The organism is Lapidilactobacillus luobeiensis, from assembly GCF_024345205.1.
GTDB lineage: Bacteria > Bacillota > Bacilli > Lactobacillales > Lactobacillaceae > Lapidilactobacillus > Lapidilactobacillus luobeiensis.
This window is the reverse complement of record NZ_BROC01000006.1, coordinates 109771-132849: the sequence shown is the minus strand read 5'-3', so window position 1 is coordinate 132849 and position 23079 is coordinate 109771. Positions and strand designations below refer to the sequence as shown.

Here is a 23079-nt window from a genome sequence, read left to right as displayed (position 1 = left end):
TTATTCTTAGCGATTTATCGCTTAGAATAAGGCTCGATTTGAAGCCAATTCCCGCTTTTGGAATTGGCTTCAAACGACGCCCACTGCGTTCCAGCCACGACAAACGTCCTGAGGCGGTTGCGTCCCCACCCCAACCCGGCATACCTGCAATCAAACATAAATTCATGAGCAGAACCAGTCATTCCAATCAATTCAAGAACGATGACGACCTGCCCAGATCCACCAAAATTATAACACAATCAATGCTTCCTTGGGCGCTTTTGTCAGGACCTCACAACCGTTATCCGTCACCAAAAGATCGTCTTCGATCCGCACGCCGCCAAAACCTTCAAGGTAGATCCCTGGTTCATCTGTCACCACATTACCAGCAACTAAAGCTTGTTCCTTGTAGATTCCCCAAGCACCCGGACCTTCATGGATATCGAGACCGATACCATGACCAGTACCGTGACCAAAATTAGGACCATAGCCAGCAGCACCGATCATCCCATGAGCCAAATCATTGATCTCGCCACCAGTCACTCCTGGTTTCGTCGCCGCGATCACGGCCTGATTCGCCTGTAACACTAGATCATAGATCTCATAGGCTTTATCCGTAGGTTCACCCACCGCGATCGTCCGCGTGATATCAGAAGTATAGCCTTGATAATAACAACCAAAATCAAAAGTAACTAACTCATGGTCTTGGATTTTTTTCGGGGAAGCAACACCATGAGGCCAAGCTGAGCGGAAACCGGAAGCAACGATCGTCGCAAAAGAAGATCCACTGGCACCGTGGCGGCGCATGAAATATTCCATCTCCGCTGCTATTTGCAATTCTGTCATACCCACTTCAACGTAGCCGAGTAAATAATCAAAACAATCATCAGTGATTTGGATCGCCTGACGTAAAAGCGCGATTTCTACAGCATCCTTGACCTCACGGATCTGTTCGATCAACCCACTAGTTGGGACTAATTCGCTGTGACTGAATAATTGCGTCAAGCGTTGAAAAGTTGCCACATTGATGTCATCGGCCTCGATCCCCACGGTGGTCAAACCCGCGTGATCGGCCAAGGAAGCCGCTTCTTGATAAAGACCATGTTCATGGCAAACGATGGTGAAGTCCTTGACCTGAACCGCGGCCTGCGCGGTGTAACGGGAATCAGTAATGAACCAACCTTGATCTGCACTGATCAATAGCGCACTTTCATCGCCGGTAAACCCACTTAAATAAGTAACGTTCTTCGGCGCGGTCACCAATATAGCCGGTAATGCTTGGGCCGCCATTTTTTTTTGCAATTTTTCTAAACGAGTCATACTTGCCACCTCAGTCTTCATTGTTCGTCACGATCATTCGATGCGATCGTTTTAGATAGCGTGCCGGACAGCTGCTTAGCGTCGATTTGCTTGAGCAGCAACGTTGTCGGCTATCAAAAAAAGCCCGGGGATCCCCCGAGCTCACACATTCATTCTTATTCGTTCACTGCAACTGGGTAAACAGAAACCTGCTTGCGATCTTTGCCTAAACGTTCGAATTTAACGACGCCATCAGCTAAAGCAAACAAAGTATCATCACCGCCGCGGCCAACGTTGGTCCCAGGATGGATCTTAGTCCCACGTTGACGATAAAGAATTGAACCAGCAGTAACAGTTTGGCCATCAGCCCGTTTTGAGCCTAAACGACGACCAGCAGAGTTACGACCGTTTGTACTGGAACCGCCACCTTTATGGTGAGCGAGAAATTGTAAATTATGCATTTCCATTACGATGCACCTCCGTCTGTTGATTATGCGTTGATCGTGTCAATGACAACCTTGGTATATGGTTGACGATGACCTTTTTTCTGATGTGAGTGTTTCTTAGGCTTATACTTATAAGTAACGACCTTTTTCTCACGGCCTTGCTTTTCTACTGTGCCAACAACGCTTGCGCCATCAAGAACGGGAGCCCCGATCTTAGTTTCGCCTTCGCCACCAACAAGCAAAACGTCAGAGAAAGTTACTTGCTCGCCTGCTTCAACGTCGAGTTTCTCAACGTAAACGGCTTGACCAGCTTCGACCTTATATTGTTTGCCACCTGTTTGAATAATTGCGTACATCATGTGCACCTCCTATTATCTTAGACTCGCCAAAAGAGGTAGTCTCAACTTTTAAACCTCTGATTGTGCGGTTGCAGCTGTGGTGTCACAATTACAACTCATACATCTTACCAAAAAAAGCCTGCTGTTGCAAGCAATCCTCGGAAAGAATTATCATCTTTTTAACCGTGAAAATGGTCTAACCAGAAAGCGACACGATGGCAAAAGTAGGTTGGCCGCGGCGCTAGACAGATAAAAGTAGGTTGGCCGCGGCTTGCGCTGCTAAATTCGGGGTGAGCTCGCTGTGGGCGCTGTTTTGAGCCAATCCGCAAAGGACGCGGCTTGTCTCAAAATCAGGCCTTGGCCTAAGCGGCAAAGCCGCTAAGGCCAATTTCACGGCGATCTCACCCCGAATTTCTCCGCTCCAGCCGCTCAACGTTATAACAGTCGTTTGAGCCCTCACGCCAGTTGACAAGCTATGGTCAATTGATGGGGAGCACCGCAATCGACGGCCGTGGTTAGCGGTCACCAGCTTTAAATTGGTGACACCAGTACAGTCTGTCTGATGAACTAAAACAAATTCTTGATAGATCAGCTGGATTGGTCGGTTTCCAACCAGTGATTGTTAAGGAAACGAGTCGAGATGTTCCGCCGACGCAAAATATCCCGACCTCCTAATCCAAATCAGTTGGCATTGCCGTACTATCTCAAAAGTGGGCAATTGTTTGACCACCACACTTGCAACAGCACTTCATCAGATATCCATCTTCGATTGCAGATAAGCTCAATTCTGCCTAGCAACCGCCTCAGGACGTGTGGCTCAGCGGTGAGATTATTCTTAGCGATTTATCGCTTAGAATAAGGCTCGATTTGAAGACAAGCCGCTGGGCTTGCGGATTGGCTTCAAACGATGCCCACTGCGTTCCAGCCACGACAAACGTTCTGAGGCGGTTGCGTCCCCACCCAAACCCGGCATACCTGAAATTAAGCGCAGGTTCAGAATAAGAACCAACCTCCCAAATCAATTGCAAACGATGCCCACCGTGATAATTTTTGAAAAATAAAAAGCCTATCGAATCAAGGCTTTTGGTGAGGTATAATGAGGGTGTAACAACTAGTCAGGCGCGCAATGACGCAGGAGAGGTTCGAACTCTCGACCTACGGTTTAGAAGACCGTTGCTCTATCCAGCTGAGCTACTGCGCCATAAGCTGATTTTTTCTTGAGTGCCATCGTCACTAGTTCGTCACGACCTCAATAATTATAGTCAAAAAGTCCAGAAGTTGTCAATCGTTCAAGGAGGAAATCATGAAGTTTAATCAATTCGCGGTTGTTTTGCCCGATCCCGACCAACAGATCCTCGAGCTCCAAAAAATAAAAATCTATCCCACTGACTTAGCGCAATACTCTTTTGCTCAGTTGGTTGGTCATGTTTATCGCCACTTTTTCCCGGATTATCGTTCACCAGCGGCCTTGACTGATCGCTATCAACGCTTAATGGCTGATCCTGATACTGATCTGGCCACTTATTTGACGACGATCGATCAAACGATCGATCGCTCCGCGTTTTATAACGTTGCGCTTCAATTGCTTGGTTTCTTGACACCTCAAGATTTTCGACTCAATGACCCCCTGACTGCCATGACCAGCATGAGCCTACCCTTTGTTACAGCCGCGCACTTGGATTTTACTGGCTTCACAACGGCGCTTTACCAATTAATGGTCACCCGTAGTCAAAATGGGTTGCTCTTTATCGATAATCTGGCCAATCGCGGCTATTATCAAGTTAATTTTAGCGCAGAAGAACGTCAACATCACTTGATCTTTAACGGTAAAGTCCAAGCGACTTTCACTGCCAACGACTTGATCCGTGAGATCGTTTATGTTGAATCTGATCAAGATACTGATAACGATGGTCAACGTGATCTGCTTCAAACAACGATCATCCGACCACGTGTTACTGACCCGTTCATCAAGCTGCCGGCGCTTTACACGGCTAATCCTTATTTTCTAGGCACTACTGGCGCGGCGATGAACCCCGTCGACCTACCATTGACCGTTAAAAAAAGTGGTGATGCCCGCCAAGCGCCAGATGACTTCGATCACTTCTCGCATTTCGAAAAAGAAGCAGTTAGTCCCCAAGCCAGTGATCCATTCGCACAAAATAGTAGTGTGATCAAGACTTCTGGCAACAATACAGTCGTGCTCAGCGATTTCTTTTTGGCACGAGGCTTTGCTTCTGTCTACGCGGCTGGGATCGGGACCCGCGGTTCTGATGGTATTCGAACTTGTGGCTCACCTGAAGAAACACTTTCAACGATCGCGATCATTGAGTGGTTACATGGTGATCGTCGTGCCTATACTGATCGTAGCAAGCAACAAGAGATCACTGCCGACTGGTGTAACGGGCATGTCGCGATGACCGGTAAATCCTATTTAGGAACTTTAGCGATCGCCGCGGCAACGACTGGGGTCGCTGGTCTGGAGACCGTGATCTCTGAGGCGGCGATCTCCAGCTGGTATGATTATTATCGTGAACATGGTTTAGTCGTTGCCCCTGAGACCTTCCAAGGTGAAGATGCCGATGTTTTGACGGATGAATGTTTCAGTCGGCAAAAAGATGCCGGTGACTACCGCCACGTCCGCGCTTTTTATCAAAAGAAACTGGCGGAAATGCGTCACGATCAAGATCGCGCTACCGGTAGCTACAATCATTTCTGGGAACTGCGCAATTACCGCGATCAGGCGGCTCAGGTCAAATGTCCGATCGTCAGCGTTCACGGTTTAAATGACTGGAATGTCAAGCCAAAGAATGTTTTTAAACTCAATCAAGAACTCCGCGCCTTAGGAAAAACACACAAAGTCATCCTCCACCAAGGTCCTCATATTTATTTGAATAACTTTCCTAGTCTGGATTTTTATGATTTGATCAATCTCTGGCTGACCAACAAATTATTAAAAGTAGATAATCAGGCTGATCAGCTCTTCCCAGATTACTTGATCCAAAGCAATCGTCAAGCCGATCATTGGGAACAGCCAACAACTTGGGAAGCTGCGACGACACAACAGCTTGACCTGCAAAATGATTTTACCGGAGCGACCTCTCCTGCTGCGTTTTGCGATGATGGAAGTCAGAAATTTCACGAGAGTGGTTTAAGCGGGCTTGGCTGGGAACAGGCCTTCATTAACCAAGATCCACGTTTTGCCGCTAACCAAATCGTTTTAAAAAGCGCAAAACTACACCAAGAGATGTTATTGACAGGCCGACCTCAGTTAAGTTTACGGGTCAAAAGTAGCGCCGATCATGGTTTGATCAGCGCGATGTTAGTTGATTTTGGCCAAAGTCACCGCTTGACCCCACGGCCACAAACTGTCGCGTTTGATGCCCGTCAATTAGGCTATCAAGGCGCGCTGGAATCGACTATGGAATTTACTGCTGCCGCAGTTTCTTCTGCGAAGCTGATCGCCAAGAGTCACCTCGATCTACAGAACCGCCACAATAGCGCCCTCAACGAATCCCTAACTGCTGATGAGTACGTTGACATAAACTTAAAACTCCAACCGACTTACTATCATTTACCCGCCGGTCATCAACTGGGACTGATCATCTATGCCACCGATATGGGAATGACTTTACGAGGCCAAAATGACCTGACCTACACCGTTGACTTGGATCAGTCCACCCTGACCTTAGCGACCCCTTCCGAAAAACCAACGCCAGCATAACCAAATAGAGTGAGAGCAGACCTGATCAGCTTCTGAGCATTAGCCTAGCACTTGTTTTGGGAGCCGCACTTTGCTTCCAGAACAAGTGCGTAGCTAAGCGGAAGAAGCTAGGTCAGCGAACACGTTTCAAAACAGAGCGAGAGCAGACCTGGTCAGCTTCCGAGCATTAACCTAGCAAGGATTTTGGAAGCATATCTTGCTTTCGGAATACTGACATAACTATTCAAAAAGAGCAATCGCATTTTCAGGCGATTGCTCTTTTAAATCGATTTGACTTGCAACTCAATAAAGGCTTAAATATTGCTGACGTTCCCAGCCGGAAACCGTTTGTCGATAGGCATTCCATTCATGACGTTTGGAATCCATGAAGCTTTGATATAAATGGGGCCCTAAAGCATTTTGAATGACCTCGTCTTTTTCTAAGGCCTTCAAAGCATTATGCAACGTTGAAGGTAGATCCGCGATCCCACTGGCCCGTCGCTCTTCCGGGGTCATTCCATAAATATTACGATCGATCGCTGGCATTGGCGTCGCCTGCTCTTTCAAACCAGCCAGACCCGCTGCCAAGATCGAAGCAATCGCCAAATACGGATTGGCTGTCGGATCAACGCTACGAAGTTCCAAGCGCGTCGATGTTCCCCGCGCCTGTGGTACGCGGATCAATGGCGAACGGTTATGTCCAGACCAAGCGATATAGACCGGTGCTTCATAGCCGGGGACCAAGCGCTTATAAGAGTTGACCGTTGGATTATTGATCGCAGTCAAAGCGCGAGCATGCTCCAATACCCCCGCCAAAAAATGATCAGCAACAGCGGAAAGTTCATCTGGCGTAGACGCGTCATAGAACGCATTAGCGCCCTGAGCATTGGTCAAAGACATATTGATATGCATGCCTGACCCAGCGATCTTAGGCAGTGGCTTCGGCATGAAGGTGGCATGTAACCCATATTTTCGTGCGATCGTCTTAACGACCAGCTTAAAGGTCTGGATATTATCAGCAGCTTCCAAAGCATCTGCATATTTAAAATCGATCTCGTGCTGGCCCGGACCAACTTCATGATGGCTGGCTTCGACCTCAAAACCCATTTTTTCTAATTCTAGGACGATATCCCGGCGGCAATTCTCACCCAAATCGATCGGTGCGAAATCAAAGTAGCCACCATCATCGTTAAGATCTAAAGTCGGTTGTTCGTTTTCATCTAGCTTGAACAAGAAAAATTCTGGTTCGGGACCGATATTGAAATTAGTATAGCCAGCCGCCTTCATCAATTCGATGACCCGACGCAAATTGTTCCGTGGATCACCCATGAAGGGCTCACCAGCAGGTGTATGGATATCACAGATCAGGCGCGCGACTTTGCCATGCTCTGATCCCCAAGGAAAAATCAAGAATGTCGATAAATCTGGGATCAACAACATATCACTTTCTTCAATGCGGACAAAACCGTCGATCGATGAGCCATCGAACATGACTTTGTTAGCCAAGACCTTATCGATCTGGCTGATCGGAACTTCCACATTCTTGATGATGCCATTGATATCGGTAAACATCAAACGTAGAAATTGAACATTCTCTTCTGCGGTTATTTTTTTGATTTCAGCAGCGCTATAATTCTTTCTTGACATGATGCTCCCCTTATCTTTTCTAGTTTAACCAAAGTCCCTCAAATCTGTGTAGACCAATTATAAAAAGTGTGGTCGAAACGAAGGAAATAGATTGATCGAACAAGCTATTTTTTAAAACATGGTAATCATACCAATTCTCGCTTGATTCTGCAACTGATAACTTTCTAAAGACTAAAAAAACAGTCTGGTAACATCCGCTATAGCAGTTAGCCAACGCAAGCGCAAGACTCGGACAATGCTCGGAACCACCGACGACGATCCTCAATCATTCAGCCAAAGATCAAGATCATGATCTAGCATTTGACGATCACGAACAGGCTGTGCCAAAAGATCATACCAGTGCGTCGCAAATTGATGCCGAAAATAAGTCATTTGACGTTTGGCGTAATGGCGCGAATCCGTCTGGATCTGTTGGACTGTTGCGTCTAAACTGGCCTCCTGCCGCAAATAAGGCGGCCACTCCCGATAGCCGATCCCCTTTGCGGCTTGAGCTTCCGGCCCGACCTGCTGAAACAACCAAGCCGCTTCAGCGGGTAAACCCGCTGTCACCATCTCAGTCACCCGTTGATCGATCCGTTGATACAGCAAAGGCCGAGCGCAGGTCAGGCCTAAGACGAACGCATCATAGGGCTCTGGCCGCTGGGGTTGAGCGGAAAAAAGTTGACCAGTCAACTCGATCACTTCGAGCGCACGTAAAACCCGCTGACGATTATTCGCTGGGATCGTAGCCGCCGCCAATGGATCGACTTCGGCCAAACGCTGCCACAACGCCTGCGCGCCCTGACGAGTCCAAGCCGCTGCCAAATCTGCGCGGATCGTCGCTTGCCGAGAGCGGTCCGGTGCGATGGGACCAGCCCCACCAAGATTAAAGTCTTTCAGCAGGCTGGCCAAATACATGCCGGTCCCCCCTACAATGATCGGCAAATGTCCCCGAGCCGTGATCGTTTTGATCAGTTCCTGCGCGGCCACTTTGAAATCATAGGCCGAATAAGCTTCACTGACCGCGCAAATATCGATCAGGTAATGGGGGACGAGCGCCTGTTCCGCCGCGGTGACCTTAGCCGTGCCAATATCCAAGTGTCGATAAACCTGCAGCGAATCCCCTGAAATGATCTCACCATTGAGCTTTTGCGCCAACGCCAAACTCAATGCCGATTTACCCACGGCGGTCGGTCCAACGATCGCCAACACTTTTGCCTTCAAAATAACACCACCTTAATTCAAAATCGTGATCAATAAAGATCCAGTCAAACATCAAACCGACCTAGCTATATTCTGGGAAAATTAGCGGCAAAAAAGGTTAAAACACTTGTTCTAATCCCCTAAATAAGTGATAATAGAAATGATCGACAAAGGAGGTCATGTCCAATGACAAAACATTTCGTTAAGGGGTTTCTCTTAGGTAGCTTAACTACATTAGGCGCAGTTGCCGGCTCAATTTTTGCTTTCAAGAAGACAGTGATCGAACCACAAGAAGCCTATGAAGATAAGATCGAAGAGAACCGCCGGCGCGCGAACCGTAAGAGTCACGCAGCCCATCAAGGCTAAACCTGAAAGATAATGGATATAAGAAAAGAGGTTGTTGACAATTGTCAGCCGCCTCTTTTTTTGTCACGCCGACCTTAGTCAGCGGTTTCTTTCTTGGTCTTACCCTTCCAGTCACCGTAGCCGCCTTTGAGCCACTTGACTTCAGGATAACCTGCCTTTTTCAGCCGCAAAGCGATCCGAATCGACATGTTCTCGCCTGTCTCGTAAAGATAGACCGGCATATCTTGCCGCAATTCCGTTTGCCACGACTTGATCTGTGTATATGGGAAATTCCGCGCGCCCAGAATATGACCAGCTTTATAGTCTTTCTTCTCACGAATATCGATCAATTGCGCTTTACGCATCGTCTTTTCAAATTCTTCAGGCGTCAAAGCCCCGTGCAAGCGTTTGCCCCGGATCTTGTAATAAGCCCAATTGCCCACCATCCATAAAATGATCCCAAGCAAAATAGTGTTTAAGACCAAAAAACCTTTATTTGTATTCGCTGCTAACAAAATCATGTATTCACCCTAGTCCTTATTGTTTTCGATCACCAACGAGGCAGCTCCGATCACACCCGCGACATTGCCCAATGTTGCCAGACGTAATTTGGTATTGTCACGAACATTAGGAAACGTAAATTCAGCAAAATACTTCTGAACTTGCTGTAACAAGAACTCGCCCGCTGCGCTGACACCACCGCCGATCACGATATATGAGGGGTTCAAGGTGTTGCCGATATTCGCAACTGCTAACCCAAGATAGAAGCAGACGCGATCGATCACACGTACGGCTAGAGGATCACCTGTCTTAGCTAAGTCAAAAACGATCTTCGCGGAGATTTCATCACCGTCATCTAACTGCTTTTTCAGTTGCGAATCGCCGGCGTATTCTTCAGCCATATCCCGAGCGACCCGAACCACACCAGTTGCCGAAGCGATCGTCTCCAAGCAACCACGCTTGCCACAAGTACAGAGATAGCCTTGAGGATCGACAGTGATATGACCGATCTCGCCCGCTGAACCAGCTACACCATGTAGCAGTTCATTGTTGGCAATGATCCCACCGCCAATACCTGTTCCCAGCGTAACGAAAGCTACATCAGGTTGATTGTCCCCGGCGCCTTGCCAGCGTTCGCCTAAAGCAGCAACATTGGCGTCATTATCAATGTAAAAAGGAATTTTAGTTGCAGCTTCGATATCCCGCTTTGGATAAACTGTCTGTTTCCAGTTTAAATTATAGGCACCGATCACAGTCCCTTTGTCGCGATCGACACTACCAGGTGACCCCATGCCGATCCCGGCAAAATCTGCTGCAACCATTGCATACATCTCGAGATGATGATTGATCGAGTCAATGATGTCAGGAATGATATGCGACCCTTCATCTAAAATATTGGTTTCTTCGCTCCAGCGTTGTTGGATCTCGCCTTTCATAGTCATGATCGCGAATTTGATCGATGTACCACCAAGATCGACCCCGATCAGTTTCTTCTCTTCCATCGTGCTGTATTTCCTCCTTAGACCATCTTATCAGATTTCTGCGTTCGTTTTAGTTCTTCTTCATGTTCATGGCGTAGAACGATTTTTGCTCGGGCATACAAATGATCGGTGATCAAGCCCGACTGATGTAGATTTTGTAACTCTACCCCAGTCATCTCAAGATCCCATAATCTTTTACCTAGATAAATATAGATCCCGAACTGCTTCAATAATTGTTCAATGTCATAATAGTTACGAAGTTCTGGCTCAAAATCAGACATATTTAGCGTACCATTCCTATCCGATATAAGAAAGCACAAATTACAAAATAACCAATGATCGCGCAAATTTGGACGATCGTTCCTTGACGCCGACGTTGACCTGGTAGCGGGAACACCAGCAATAACATGAACCCACCGATCAAACCGCCTAAATGGCCCCAAAGGTCGATCCCCTGGGCGACCAAATCAAAAACAAAGTTAAATACCGCCAAAACGACAAATTGCCGCCCTGTTTCGCGCAGATAAGCATTATCGCGAAAGACGACCCCTAATGCGATATAGACACCAAAGAGGCCAAAAAGCGCGGTACTTGCACCTGCCGAGATCGTGTTACTGGCGCCAAAAGCAAAACTCATCAAGTTCCCGCTGATGCCGCTCAATAGATAGATCACTAAGAAGCGCCAGTGACCGATCATTTGTTCCACTGAGCCACCAATATAATACAACGTGGCGGAATTAACCAGTAGATGCATCCAACCGATATGGATAAAGATCGGCGTGAACAAGCGCCACCATTCACCCGCCTGAACACTGCCATTTATCTTAGCGCCGAATCGATACAGCACCATAGTGGATTCACTGCCACCAGCCGCTGTCTCAGCAATAAAGATCGCGATCTGTAACGCCAACAGCAAAACCGTGACCCAATTACCTTGGAAGAAGCGTCGTCGCCTCATCATGCATCCTCCTCTATTGTCAGTAAATGATCAAATTGCTGATCAAATTTCGTGAGCGGCCAATTTGGTTCCGAGAAAACCATCGCCGGTAACCCTAAAACGATCGTCGTTCCCTGATAGCCACGCAAGAAACGATCATAATAGCCACCGCCAAAACCCACACGCCAGCGATCCCGACTATAAGCCAGCCCTGGCACGATCAATAGCTCAGGTTGGTCATTTTGCCATTGCGCTACCGCCTGAGGCTCCATGATCCCAAAAGCAGACCGTTCCAGCTCATCATTGGCTTGATACCTAAAAAAATGCATCTCATGTGACTCTGGGTAAGTTCGCGGCAAATAGATCGTTTTGTGGGCCTGCCAAGCTGTTTTGATCAGCGGTCCCGTGGCAAATTCGATACCAGAACTAAAAGTCACACCGATACTATCGGCCGCTTGAAATAACGCGCTGTCATAGAGTTGCCTGAGGATCAAGTCCTCTTGTTTCTGTTTGACCGCAGGTACCAACTGTTGCAGTCGCTGGATCTGCTGCCGTCGAAGACTTTTCTTATCGATGACCGCCACCCCTTTCAGCTAATTATCAATGATCGCATTCAGACCCACCGCCATAGCCGGCTCCGCTCGTAGTCGGCACTTGCCGCTAAAACGATCAGACGCTGGACGTTTGCGCTGAACGCCGGACAACCGATAAAAAGAAAAGAGGCCAGAACAAAACATCGATGTTCTGCCCCAGCCTGTTCCATTCAAAGTGCCTGTGTGGTCGCACTCATGATTGAGTTAACCGACTGAACTGACACATTAACCCCTCTAAGTAACGAATTACTTAGTTTCGCGATGCAAAGTAACTTTATGATCGCGTGGGCAATACTTCTTTAACTCCAAGCGATCGGGATTATTCCGCTTATTTTTATTAGATAAGTATGTCCGTTCATGACATTCAGTACATTCTAAAGTGATGTTGACACGCATGTGATAACCCTCCAATCCGGTTGATCTACGTTATTCACGACTTTAACAAGTATAGCAGAAAAGATTATGATGCGCTACATTTTTTTAGTAAGAAATCACGCTGATCCCAAAAAAATCAAAAATCAATTATTGCCTTCGATCTTGAAATAATCTTCGACCATCATTTTGGCTAAAGTGGTGTTGTACCCACCGGTAGAACTGGTGCTCAAGTTAGGAAAGACGATCGCGATCGCCAATTTAGGATCGTCGGCTGGCGCGTAACCCACAAAACTTAAGGTCGTCGTCTCTGGAGGATTCGTGTTGTTAGGATTACTTGGATCATAATAGAAAGACTGAGCAGTCCCCGTCTTAGCCGCCATCGCTGGTTTCACATCTTTTAAGGTGTGCGCGGTACCCCAAGCGTTCGTCCCATGGACCACATTATAAAGCCCTTGTTTGACTAGCGCCAATTGATCGTTGGTAAAGCCGACACGATTCAGGGTCACCGGCTGATGCTGATAAGTCTTGGCCTTATTCTTGCCAGAATCTGTCGTTTGCTCGACCGAATTGACCACGTAAGGCTCCATCCGATAACCACCATTGGCGACCGTAGAAATATATTGGATCATTTGGATCAGGGTATAGGCATCGTAGTTCCCGTAACTCAAGTCAAGGACAGAACCGGTTTTGATCACGCCATTCAAAGTAGTGCTCCCAAGATAGCCGTCGACCTCTCCGGGCAGATCGATCCCGGTTTTATAACCCAGACCATACTGTTGAAAATTGCTGCGCATATCTTGGAAAATATTGCTATTGCCCATGCGCATATAAGTATTCGGAGTGTACTCAGCTTTCCCTTCCCGCATCGCCAACCACATCATGTAAATGTTTGAGGACACTTCCAAGGCGCTGACCGCATTCAAACTACTAAAAGTCCCGATCGGATAAACAGACTTCTTGACTGGCGTCGCTCGCAGATAGATCGGCGTATCGGCGATCGTATTGTTTGCTACACTGATCGCGCCACTTTGGAGACCACCTAGAACCATCGCCGCCTTGACCGAGGACCCCATCACAAATGTTCGATTGATCACGCCTAAAGCATCATCAGTCGTCTTACCAGTTTTAGGATCACTCTGGATCCCTGCGATCGCTTTGATCGCACCAGTCTTAGGATCCATCGCCACCGCATAAGCGCCATCGGAATACTGCGTATCACCTGCTTTTTTTGCAGAAGCGTAAACTTGAGCCAAGTCGGCTTCGACCTTGGTTTGATACGCGGAATCGATCGTCAAATTAAGATTAGCACCTTTTTGACCAGAATATTCCGTTAGGCTGTTCAAGATCTGGTTAGAGCTGCTGACCTCAACTTCAGTCTGAGATTTTGTGCCGCGTAAAATCGATTCGTATTGTTTCTCCAGATAACTATTACCCACGCGATCATTTCGCGAATATCCCGTCGCTAACATAGCGTTCAAGGTATCTTCGGGCAGACCTTGTTGCTCCGTGGTCACATTGCCCAAAATACTCCGGATCGAATCGCCATTGGGATATTCTCGCTGCCAATTCGTTCCAACTGAGATCCCAGGCAGATCGGAAAGATGCTCACCGATCTGCGCGACTTCTGTAGCCGTTACATCCTGATTTTTAATGAAAACAGTCGACAATTGGTAAGCCGCCGCCATTTTTGAATAGATCGTCGCCACTTGTTGCTCCTCAGTGGACAGTTCTTGCTTAACGTTTTTTTGCACATATTGGCTAGCATTATGGTATAGTTTACTTTCAGCTAAAGAATTCCCCTCGCTGTCTACCCGCTGATCGCGCGGCAACTTGGTCAGGACCGTCTGGTAATGCTTAGTGTTCGCTAAATAAAAGTCCGCTAAAGCGGAAGGCTGTAAGGTAACCGCCGGGACCACCAAGTATTGACTCAATTTTTTGGCGACACTTAACATCTCTTCACTTTTAACATTGATGCCCTTGGTGTAAGTGATCGCGTTTTGCGCTTCATTGCCAACTAAGACCCGTCCCTTGGCGTCATAGATCATGCCACGCGGTACATTGCCTGAAATCACGGTCTTATCAGTCCGTTCGACCTCGGCTTCAAACTTATCGCCAAAGACGATTTGCAAATACCCTAGTTGAGCGACTAAAATAGCTAATAGAAGAAACGCAATAAAGAATAGTAGATTCAGTCGAAATCTTAACGAAGATGTTTTCGGCTTCGTCTTACCTGTTCGCTGACGACGCATCATGGATGTGCGTCCCCCTTTCCATTCACTAGCTCATTTTAACAAAAAAAACCGTGACTGACAAAAGTTGCTGGTAGATTTTCAGCTTTCTTACAAAATCACTGGAGGAATCGATCCATGGACGTTCGCTTGACTCGCATATCCAGCAAAAAAAATACTACCGGGCACTGGTATTACTGGCTCAGTGCTTTGATCCCCTTTCTGACGGTTTTCATCTATTTCGCGATCAAGGGAGCCTTTCCTTTTGGTCAGTCCTCGCTCCTGACCACTGATATGGGCCAGGAATACATCGACTTCTATGCGTATGTCCGGCGCGTTTTGTTAGGTCATCCGCACCAATTCCTCTATACTTTCAGCAGCAGTTTAGGGGGGCCAATGTTGGGGACTTGGGCTTACTATTTACTCAGTCCCTTCAATCTGATCTTGTTACTGACCCCAGGTAAATGGATCACAGTCGGTGTTTGGTTGATCACCTGTCTGAAGATCGCAACTTGTGGGCTGACGATGTTTTATTATTTACAGCGCCGCCAAAATCAAGTCCGGCCGAGTCTAGCCTTGGCTCTGAGCACCGCTTATGCGCTTTGTGGTTACAACGCGGCATATCAATTAGATATCATGTGGCTCGAAGGCGTGATCCTCTTACCGCTGATCATGCTAGGTCTTGAACGGTTGGTTGAGCGGCTCCAATGGCGCAGTTACTTGATCTGGCTCTGTCTCGCGATCTTGACCAACTATTATATCGGTTACATGCTCTGTCTTTTCAGTCTGCTTTACTTTGCTTATTTAATGTTCTTACGACCAAATTGGCGCCAACAGATTTGGCCACGGATCGGTCGTTTCGCGGGCAGCTCCTTATTGGCCGGTGCTTTGAACATGTGGTTGATCTGGCCGACCTGGCGGGAACTACAAAGTACCAAAGCGACTTACAATGCCGTTCATTGGGATTGGAATTGGGAATATAGTCCCTTGAGTTTGCTACCCAAACTTAGTATCGGTAGTTATAGTTTTGACCAGATGTCCTCAGGTCAGGCCAATATTTTTACAGGGACCTTAGTTGTTTTACTGGCGATTTTATTTTTCACCGCCAGCGAGTTCAGCGTGAAAAAACGGCTCTTGGCCGGCGGTCTAACCACCTTCCTGATTCTTTCTTTCATGCTCGAACCCCTAGATCTGCTTTGGCACGGTGGCCAATTCCCCGTCTGGTACCCGTCGCGTTTTAGTTTCATTTTTAGTGCTTGGTTGATCCTCTTAGCCGCGGAAGTCCTGACCCAGCTTCAACAAGTCAAGCTTTGGCAATTGAGTTTTGTTGGCGGTCTGCTGGTGGCCTGGCTGGCTTATCTCTTCTTCCAGAAAAATGAAATCGACTATCTGACCAATGTTAATTTGGCGCTAACAGCGTTCTTCGCGCTCGTCAGTTTTTTATTGCTGCTGTTTTATTTTAGCGAGCGGCGGGGCCCCCTATTACTTGGCGTGCTTAGTGTGGTCCTGATCGGCGAGGCCTTGACCAATTATCAAGCCTCGTTGGAACAGATCTCTTACACCAAACAAACCGAATACTGGAGCTATACGAGTGTGGTCCAACAAACATTGGCTAAAGTTTCCGCAAAAGAGCTTGCGACACAACGGACTGGGCGAACCTTTAATCGTGACAATGATGATCCGATGCAATTTGGTATCGCGGGAGGCGACCATTTCAACTCAATGCTCAATCCGATCATTGGTCACTTTTATGATAAGATCGGTCAAGCGGCCGGTGACAATTTCGTCAATTATAAATATGGCACCCAAGTCACAGACGGCTTCTTAGGTTTCAAAACTTGGCTGACCAATAATGAGGTCAACCTCACCAGCCTACCACATCTCCCCAATTTAGATTCTGGTTTGACGACTACTTCCTACCGACCTGACGTACTCAACTATCCTCTTAAAAAAACCAATGGGCTGGTCAGTATTCGGACGAATCAAAATGCGCTCAGTCTTTTGTTCGCTGCTAATGAACAGCTCTTGACCACCAAATTGGGGGTCAGTCAGCCTGTGCTCAATCAAGAGAAGATCGTTGGCGCAGCGCTAGGTGAGCGACAATACGCGCCCCTATATAGCTTGGTCAATTTCGATAAGATCACCTTAAAGAACCTTAATCGTGACCTGCCGAATACTTCTGCGACCTACACCAAAAAAGATAGCGTGTTACCAGGTACTGTCACCTTTAGCTTTACACCAACGACCAATAATGCCTACTACCTGGCCTTGAGTAGTAGTGTGGATAGTGATGCTCTTAGTTTAAGTGTCAATGGCGAAAACGTGCCGATCGACGAGAACTTCCGAGATACGATCCTGCTGAATGTAGCTCGTCGGGACATCGGTAAACCCATCAAGATCGTCATGACCGTGAAGAAGGATTCGGTTTGGCTCCAACATTTTGATCTCTATCAATTGGATCAACAACGCTTGGATCAGAAATTCAAACAACTGAAAAAGGGCAACGCGCGTCAGGTCCAGATCAAGGGTGATCTGGTCAAAGCAACTGTCACCGTCAAAAAAAATCAGTTATTGATGACGACGATCCCGGCCAACTCAGGCTGGTCGCTTAAAGTTGATGGTAAGGCTCAGAAAACGACCACGGCCTTACAAACTTTCCTCGCCGCGCAACTAACGCCAGGTACCCACCAGATCACGCTGCGTTATCGTCCTGACGGTTGGCGGCAAGGCTGGTTGGTCACGATTCTCGCCGTGATCATTACCGGGCTCGTTTGGATCCTACCGCGTCAACATCGCCAGCGTCACTACTGATCGTCTAATAATGATTGCTGACCTCTAAAAAAAGACAGGCACCAACGGGATTCCGTTGCCACCTGTCTTTTTTACTTGCGCTGGCGATCAGACTGAGCGCCAACTTAAAATCGATCTGCCCTATTCCGCGAAGAAATACTCAGGTTCTTGCAAGTCAGCATTAAATTTGATGCTAAGATCATGATCAGCAAAAAACCAATCATCTTCATTTTCTGTAAATAAAACCAAATCATCCTGCTGCAAGCGATCACGAACATTAGTCAATGGCGCCAACTCGACGCCCACTGAAAAGCCGTCATGGATCGTTGTTTTGCCATAGACTTTACCAAATAAATGAATGCCTTGTCCTGAAGCGATCGTAAATTCATCCTTGAACCAGGCTGCTGAACGGTCATCGATCGTGATTTTCATGAGATTCCTCCACAAACGTTTATGATAATTTGATTGTAGACAATCCAATATCAAAATGCAACTAAATAAATTTAGTAAAGTCCTGACATGAGATCAGAGTCGTCGATTATTTGACTAACTTATGCTTAAAAGCGTAGATCGCAGCTTGGGTGCGATCCTCTACTTGCAATTTTGCTAGAATATTGGAGACATGAGTCTTGACCGTTTTTAACGTAATAAAAAGCTCATCGGCGATTTCCTTATTGCTTTTGCCCTTGGCGATCAGCATTAATACTTCCCGTTCACGAGCGGTCAGGTCTTCATATAATTGCGGTTGATTTTTTTGAGACATCCGGTTCATCATTTTAGTCGTGACTTCCGGCTCCAAAACAGACTCACCTTTTGCGGTCGCCCGGATCGCTTGCGCGATCTCGGCCGCTGTTGAGGTTTTCAGAATATAACTTGCCGCGCCTGCTTCGATTGCTGGATAAACTTTCTCATCATCAATGAAACTCGTCAAAATAATAATTTTCGCTTGCGGCCACTGCTTCAATATCTCTTTGGTCGCTTCGATCCCGTCCATTTCGGGCATGACGACATCCATCAAAATCGCGTCAGGACGTAACGTCAACGCCTTTTCTAAACCTTCACGACCATTGACTGCCTCTCCGGCAACTTCAATATCAGGCTGGATGGACAAGTATGATGAGATACCCAAACGAACCATTTCGTGATCATCAACTATCAACACTTTAATCATGATTTTCCTCCATAACGATCGGGACCCGTACTTCCACACTGGTTCCTTGGTTTTTGAAACTGATCGTCCGCACGGTGCCTCCGACAGATTCGGCGCGTTCCCGAATGTTTGACAGGCCATAACTGCCAGCATTTTCCTGCTGGGCCATATCAAATCCGACACCATTATCCACGACGCGGAGGAGGACATTTTGATTGACCTGTTTGAGATAAACTTGCATTTGATCAGCATGGGCGTGGCGCAGGGTGTTAGATAAAAGTTCCTGGACAATGCGGAATAAATTATCCTCTACTCCTGATTTTAACCGAACATCGTCCATATCCCAAGTTATTTTTATCTTAATTTTCGTCTGCAATTCTTTTAATAATTGAATGATCCCATCTTTCAAAGAGCGGCCCTCCAAATTAGTTGGCCGCAAATGAAGCAATAAGGCCCGCATTTCTGATTGAGCCTCATTGATCACCTTCTCGATCCGCATGATCATTTGTTGATAATTTGGATCAAGATCGATCTGTTGCGCGGTTTCGCTCAAGGCGGACAGCATCATCATCGCCGCAAATAATTGTTGGGAAACAGAATCATGGAGCTCCCGTGCCAAGCGATGACGCTCTCCTTCTAAGATCTGCTCGCGAGTTTCACCGTCAAAGCGTAAGGGCTGACTAGAATAGGTTTGTAACTCTTGTTGCAGACTAGTTATCTTTTCATTGAGTTGCGTAAAACTTGCCACCAATTGATCTTCAGCTTCACGATCCCCGTGTGATTTTGCCGGTGCAACAGGCGCTTGATAAGTTCCTTGCAAAATATCTTCGATCTGCCGCAATTGGCGCCGCTCCAACTGACGAACTGAAAAATTAACGATCGCCACGATCAAAGTGCCAAACAAAGCGGCACCGATGATCACATAAGCAGCAACAGGGATCGCCATGACCTGACTCGACAAGATATTTTTTAAAACAGTCAGATCACCGGCGCGATAAGCCACGATAAAAATCGGCACTAGAAAAAAGAGCAATGCACCTAAAGTCGTTAAAGTGAAAAGCCAAATACTGCGTTTACGGGTGGTCATACGTAGACCACCTCCAAATCACCGATCAAACAGCTGGTCACGATCCGGATCCGTCGTTCGCTACTTTGATAATCTGGTGTTTTGACTCGAAACGTTTGGTTTTTCAATTGGTGTCGTTGATCCGCAAACTTCACATCGCCAACAAAAACAGAATGTTCTAAATAAACGGCTGTGCCGAAGGGGACCAAGACCCGCGTATTGCCGAAGCCCTTTTGTAAGATAACGACATTCTCGCGATCAGTCGGCAACAATGTATTTCCCAGATCAATGATCGTGTCCCCACCTAGCTCCTTCAAATTGATATCTTGCCATTGATAGACTTGCTTACCAATGTTTTGATCACCCCACCACCGATTCGTCGACATTTGCCAATCCTTGCTTTGTTCGCCTTGGCTTAGGTCAGGATCCACTTGAGGCGCGGTATAATTTTTCCGTTGCCAAAAGAAGCGGTCTGGTTTGCTCAGACTGCTGGAGGTGATCAAGATCAAGAATAGTAAGGTCAAAAAAAGAAATAGCCAAAAAGATTGGTGACTAGCAACACTGACCACGATCGAGATGGTCGCCGCAACTTTCAGTACGCTATTGCGCTGTTTGCCTCGTTGCTGGCGCCGATTCACGATCAAGGCTAATAAAATACCTAAGATCAAGAAAACGATCGATTGTGGCGTACTGAAGATCTGCCAGCCCAACATGATCAACGTTGCTACTAAAATCACGCCCATAAAGGGAAGAAACTTACGCATCGTTAGTCCTCGCTTTGATTTAATAAATCAATTATAACAATTGGATCGACTACTGCCATCTGTCTAAAGGCTGAAAAAGACCGGCCAAGATCCGGCCATCAAAAAAATCTGAATCGTCTCCGTGACGACTCAGATCAAATAGTTACGCTTAAATCGATTCAACTGCAGTAATTTTCACATTGAAAGCCCCGCCGGGTGTTTCAATGGCTACGACGTCACCCGTTTTTTTACCGATCAAGGCTTTGGCGATTGGTGAGTCATTACTGATCTTGCCAGCCATGGGATCAGATTCAGCCGACCCTACGATCGAGTAAGCCTCGGGATCATCTTCCCCTTCTTCGACGAAAGTCACTTTCTTACCAATGGAAACTTCATCAGGCGCTGTGTCGCTTGCGTCAAAGACATGAGCATAGCGCAACATTTCTTCAAGCTGACTGATCCTAGTCTCATTGCTACTTTGTTCATCTTTGGCTGATTCATACTCGGAATTCTCGGATAGATCGCCAAAACCACGAGCAACCTTGATCCGTTCAATGATTTCCTGACGTTTGATCGTCTTTAAATCGTCCAATTCTTTCTCTAATTTAACTTTTCCCTCAGCCGTCATGGGAAATGATTTATCGGCCATTAAAAACACCTCTGAATAATTATTTCACGAATACTTTTGTGTACAAGACAATATGATATGTGTTTGCCCCTGCTTTGTCAATCAAAAAAGATAAAAGAGTAGGAACTGGCATAACCGCCATTCTTTCTGGTACTACTAAAAAAGCGATGGACTAGCCAATTTTGCTTGGTCAGTCACATCACCCGAACCTTATTTATCCGCTAATTTAGATTGATTGATCACCGAACGTACTTTGGTAACCAAGAGATCGATAGCAACGCTGTTTTGACCGCCTTCAGGAATAATGACGTCCGCATATCGTTTGGTCGGCTCCACGAACTGGTGATAGGTGGGCTTGACGGTTTTGATATATTGGGCAAAAACACTGTCAACACTACGACCACGTTCGTGGATATCACGCTCGACCCGTCTCAATAAACGAATATCATCATCCGTATCAACATAAACCTTAATGTCCATTAGATCACGGATCCGCGGATCATCAAGGATCAAGATCCCCTCAACAATGATCACATCCCGCGACTCTTGGTGCCGCGTTTGCTCAGATGGATTGTAGATCTCATAATCGTACAGCGGGACATCGACCGGTTCGCGCCGCAATAATGTGGTCAAATGTTGTAGCAACAACTCATTATCAAATGCCAAAGGGTGATCAAAATTGATCTGCTGCCGCTGTACTAAGGGCAATGGTGAATATTTATAATAGGCATCTTGTTGCAACATCGCCACAGAATGACCTGCAACACTTTCAAAGATTTTCTGACTAACCGTAGTCTTGCCGCTACCGGAACCACCAGTAACGCCAATGATAACTGGCTTTTGCAACATGGTACGCCTCACTTTAATGATTTTCCAACAAGCTATCTCATTTCTGGTGCCAAATCTATTGGTCTAGACTCGCATTTGTACTCAAATGTTCATCATAAGTATGCGAATAATAGACTTTTCCAGTCTTCAAATTGGCAACGAAGTACAAGTAATTTTGATCACGATCGCTTGGTTCAAGCACAGATTGAATCGATTGGAGACTTGGAGAATTGAAAGGTCCAGGACCATAGCCCGTGTGGATATACAAGTTATACGGTGAGGCCACAGCAGTATCTTTATTGGTCAAGGATTCTTTGTGGGTGTTCAACGCGTACATCACCGAAATATCCGATTGGAGCGGCATGTTGATCGCTAAACGGTTAAAAAAGACCCCCGCGATCTTCTTACGGTCTGTTTCTTTGACCCCTTCACGTTCAACCAATGACGCTAAAGTCAATAATTGCTGAACAGTCATATTGTTCTCTTTGATCGTGGCGTAATAAGGTGCCAGACGATCGTTAGTCGCCTTGACCATTGAAGTGACAGTCCCCTTCAAGGTATCGCCCTCATAGACGCTATAAGTCAGTGGAAACAGATAGCCCTCTAGCCGATAGCGAACCCCTTGCGCGCTCATCGCTGAAGTCAACAATTCGGGATATTTTTTAGCTAGACCTTGCAAGTAAGTTTCATTTTTCATCAAGGCTAGAAATTGCTTCTTGGTCCATTTGGTATTTTTACCAAACGCGGTCCCGATCTCCTCGATCGTGACCCCTTCTTTGATCAGGACCTTAGCAATGACTTTGCGTTCTGAGTGACCTTTTTGCAATTGGGCAATGATTTGGTCCAAGGTCATGGCCGGACTCAAGTAATACTCGCCCGCTTGAAAATCAGTATAATTATGCGCCTTGACATAATAACTAAAAACGGCCGCGCTTTTGATGATCTTCTTATTTTGAAGCTTGGTCGCGATCTCCTTATTACTTGAACCGATCGGGATCTTCACTTCAACTTTTGTCTTATCGGCACTGTTTAATGGTTCTAAGGATGTGTGAACGTAGCGATAACCCATAAACGCGATCACGATCACTAAAACTGAAATGATCCCGATGATCCAATAAGCGATCCGACTTGCTGCCCGTTTCTCGGCGTTATGCCGGTCTTTTTTCTCCTGCATCAATGCGGGACCTTCAGGCTGTGATGACTCCTGTTTATCTTGGGAATGGTGAAAAGCCAAGGTAGATGCCCTCCTCTAAAAACATTCTTGCCCCATTATACCAAAAAGGGCGCCAAAGCACCCTTTTTTTTAGAAACTTTTATGAAATTA

General features: G+C 46.6%; 22 protein-coding genes, 1 tRNA gene and 1 other annotated feature. Of the genes, 3 read left to right on the top strand and 20 right to left on the bottom strand.

Annotated elements, in window-relative coordinates:
* Positions 1-228 precede the first annotated feature (228 nt).
* From OCU21_RS03985 to OCU21_RS03970, 4 genes are all read right to left on the bottom strand, one after another.
* Complete coding sequence (locus OCU21_RS03985; RefSeq protein WP_261806187.1) at positions 229-1299, bottom strand: M24 family metallopeptidase; 1071 nt, start codon at positions 1297-1299, stop codon at positions 229-231.
* Between the two features lie 155 nt (positions 1300-1454).
* Complete coding sequence (gene rpmA, locus OCU21_RS03980) at positions 1455-1745, bottom strand: 50S ribosomal protein L27 (RefSeq protein ID WP_125601125.1); 291 nt, start codon at positions 1743-1745, stop codon at positions 1455-1457.
* A 23-nt stretch (positions 1746-1768) separates the two neighbouring features.
* Complete coding sequence (gene rplU / locus OCU21_RS03975; RefSeq protein ID WP_125601122.1) at positions 1769-2080, bottom strand: 50S ribosomal protein L21; 312 nt, start codon at positions 2078-2080, stop codon at positions 1769-1771.
* A gap of 12 nt (positions 2081-2092) precedes the next feature.
* Positions 2093-2163: a sequence feature (ribosomal protein L21 leader region), on the bottom strand.
* Positions 2164-3189: 1026 nt separating this feature from the next.
* Positions 3190-3263 (bottom strand) — tRNA-Arg (locus OCU21_RS03970).
* Positions 3264-3365: 102 nt separating this feature from the next.
* Here OCU21_RS03970 and OCU21_RS03965 point away from each other — a divergent pair.
* Positions 3366-5783 (top strand): Xaa-Pro dipeptidyl-peptidase, encoded by a 2418-nt coding sequence (locus tag OCU21_RS03965; RefSeq protein ID WP_261806186.1) that lies wholly within the window; start codon positions 3366-3368, stop codon positions 5781-5783.
* A gap of 282 nt (positions 5784-6065) precedes the next feature.
* On the opposite strand, the gene OCU21_RS03960 is transcribed toward OCU21_RS03965, so the two are convergent.
* Both OCU21_RS03960 and miaA read right to left on the bottom strand, forming a co-directional pair.
* A complete protein-coding gene (locus OCU21_RS03960) occupies positions 6066-7409 on the bottom strand; it encodes a glutamine synthetase family protein (protein WP_261806185.1) in 1344 nt (447 codons plus the stop codon).
* 261 nt (positions 7410-7670) lie between these two features.
* Positions 7671-8615 (bottom strand): tRNA (adenosine(37)-N6)-dimethylallyltransferase MiaA, encoded by a 945-nt coding sequence (gene miaA, locus OCU21_RS03955; protein WP_373875461.1) that lies wholly within the window; start codon positions 8613-8615, stop codon positions 7671-7673.
* A 162-nt stretch (positions 8616-8777) separates the two neighbouring features.
* On the opposite strand from miaA, the gene OCU21_RS03950 reads away from it, so the two are divergent.
* The gene (locus OCU21_RS03950) at positions 8778-8957 is read left to right on the top strand and encodes a DUF3042 family protein (RefSeq protein ID WP_261806183.1); all 180 of its coding nucleotides are present in this window, start codon (positions 8778-8780) and stop codon (positions 8955-8957) included.
* Positions 8958-9031: 74 nt separating this feature from the next.
* Here the strand turns inward: OCU21_RS03950 and OCU21_RS03945 are convergent, their stop codons facing one another.
* The 7 genes from OCU21_RS03945 to OCU21_RS03915 form a co-directional block, all read right to left on the bottom strand.
* Positions 9032-9457, bottom strand: a complete 426-nt coding sequence (locus OCU21_RS03945) for a rhodanese-like domain-containing protein (RefSeq protein ID WP_261806182.1) — start codon at positions 9455-9457, stop codon at positions 9032-9034.
* Positions 9458-9466: 9 nt separating this feature from the next.
* Positions 9467-10438 (bottom strand): ROK family glucokinase, encoded by a 972-nt coding sequence (locus tag OCU21_RS03940; RefSeq protein ID WP_261806181.1) that lies wholly within the window; start codon positions 10436-10438, stop codon positions 9467-9469.
* 17 nt (positions 10439-10455) lie between these two features.
* A complete protein-coding gene (locus tag OCU21_RS03935; RefSeq protein ID WP_261806180.1) occupies positions 10456-10698 on the bottom strand; it encodes a YqgQ family protein in 243 nt (80 codons plus the stop codon).
* Between the two features lie 2 nt (positions 10699-10700).
* Positions 10701-11378: a rhomboid family intramembrane serine protease gene (locus OCU21_RS03930; protein ID WP_261806179.1), complete on the bottom strand. Its 678-nt coding sequence runs from the start codon at positions 11376-11378 to the stop codon at positions 10701-10703.
* Complete coding sequence (locus OCU21_RS03925) at positions 11375-11938, bottom strand: 5-formyltetrahydrofolate cyclo-ligase (RefSeq protein ID WP_261806178.1); 564 nt, start codon at positions 11936-11938, stop codon at positions 11375-11377. The genes OCU21_RS03930 and OCU21_RS03925 overlap by 4 nt, the downstream gene beginning before the upstream one ends.
* Positions 11939-12193: 255 nt before the next feature.
* Positions 12194-12343 (bottom strand): 50S ribosomal protein L33, encoded by a 150-nt coding sequence (rpmG, locus tag OCU21_RS03920; protein WP_125601090.1) that lies wholly within the window; start codon positions 12341-12343, stop codon positions 12194-12196.
* Between the two features lie 122 nt (positions 12344-12465).
* Positions 12466-14571 (bottom strand): peptidoglycan D,D-transpeptidase FtsI family protein, encoded by a 2106-nt coding sequence (locus OCU21_RS03915; protein WP_261806193.1) that lies wholly within the window; start codon positions 14569-14571, stop codon positions 12466-12468.
* Positions 14572-14688: 117 nt separating this feature from the next.
* On the opposite strand from OCU21_RS03915, the gene OCU21_RS03910 reads away from it, so the two are divergent.
* On the top strand, positions 14689-17361 hold the full coding sequence (locus tag OCU21_RS03910; RefSeq protein WP_261806177.1) for a YfhO family protein: 2673 nt from the start codon (positions 14689-14691) through the stop codon (positions 17359-17361).
* A 120-nt stretch (positions 17362-17481) separates the two neighbouring features.
* Here the strand turns inward: OCU21_RS03910 and OCU21_RS03905 are convergent, their stop codons facing one another.
* From OCU21_RS03905 to mltG, 7 genes are all read right to left on the bottom strand, one after another.
* Positions 17482-17772: a HesB/YadR/YfhF family protein gene (locus OCU21_RS03905; RefSeq protein ID WP_261806176.1), complete on the bottom strand. Its 291-nt coding sequence runs from the start codon at positions 17770-17772 to the stop codon at positions 17482-17484.
* A gap of 106 nt (positions 17773-17878) precedes the next feature.
* On the bottom strand, positions 17879-18511 hold the full coding sequence (locus tag OCU21_RS03900; protein WP_261806175.1) for a response regulator transcription factor: 633 nt from the start codon (positions 18509-18511) through the stop codon (positions 17879-17881).
* Positions 18504-19577, bottom strand: coding sequence for a sensor histidine kinase (locus tag OCU21_RS03895; protein ID WP_261806174.1), 1074 nt, complete (start codon positions 19575-19577; stop codon positions 18504-18506). The genes OCU21_RS03900 and OCU21_RS03895 overlap by 8 nt, the downstream gene beginning before the upstream one ends.
* The gene (liaF, locus tag OCU21_RS03890; RefSeq protein WP_261806173.1) at positions 19574-20320 is read right to left on the bottom strand and encodes a cell wall-active antibiotics response protein LiaF; all 747 of its coding nucleotides are present in this window, start codon (positions 20318-20320) and stop codon (positions 19574-19576) included. Before liaF ends, OCU21_RS03895 begins: the two co-directional genes overlap by 4 nt.
* 148 nt (positions 20321-20468) lie before the next feature.
* Positions 20469-20948 (bottom strand): transcription elongation factor GreA, encoded by a 480-nt coding sequence (greA, locus tag OCU21_RS03885; protein ID WP_261806172.1) that lies wholly within the window; start codon positions 20946-20948, stop codon positions 20469-20471.
* Positions 20949-21137: 189 nt separating this feature from the next.
* Positions 21138-21776 (bottom strand): uridine kinase, encoded by a 639-nt coding sequence (udk, locus tag OCU21_RS03880; protein ID WP_261806171.1) that lies wholly within the window; start codon positions 21774-21776, stop codon positions 21138-21140.
* Positions 21777-21831: 55 nt separating this feature from the next.
* Positions 21832-22929: an endolytic transglycosylase MltG gene (gene mltG, locus OCU21_RS03875; RefSeq protein WP_261806192.1), complete on the bottom strand. Its 1098-nt coding sequence runs from the start codon at positions 22927-22929 to the stop codon at positions 21832-21834.
* Positions 22930-23079 lie beyond the last annotated feature (150 nt).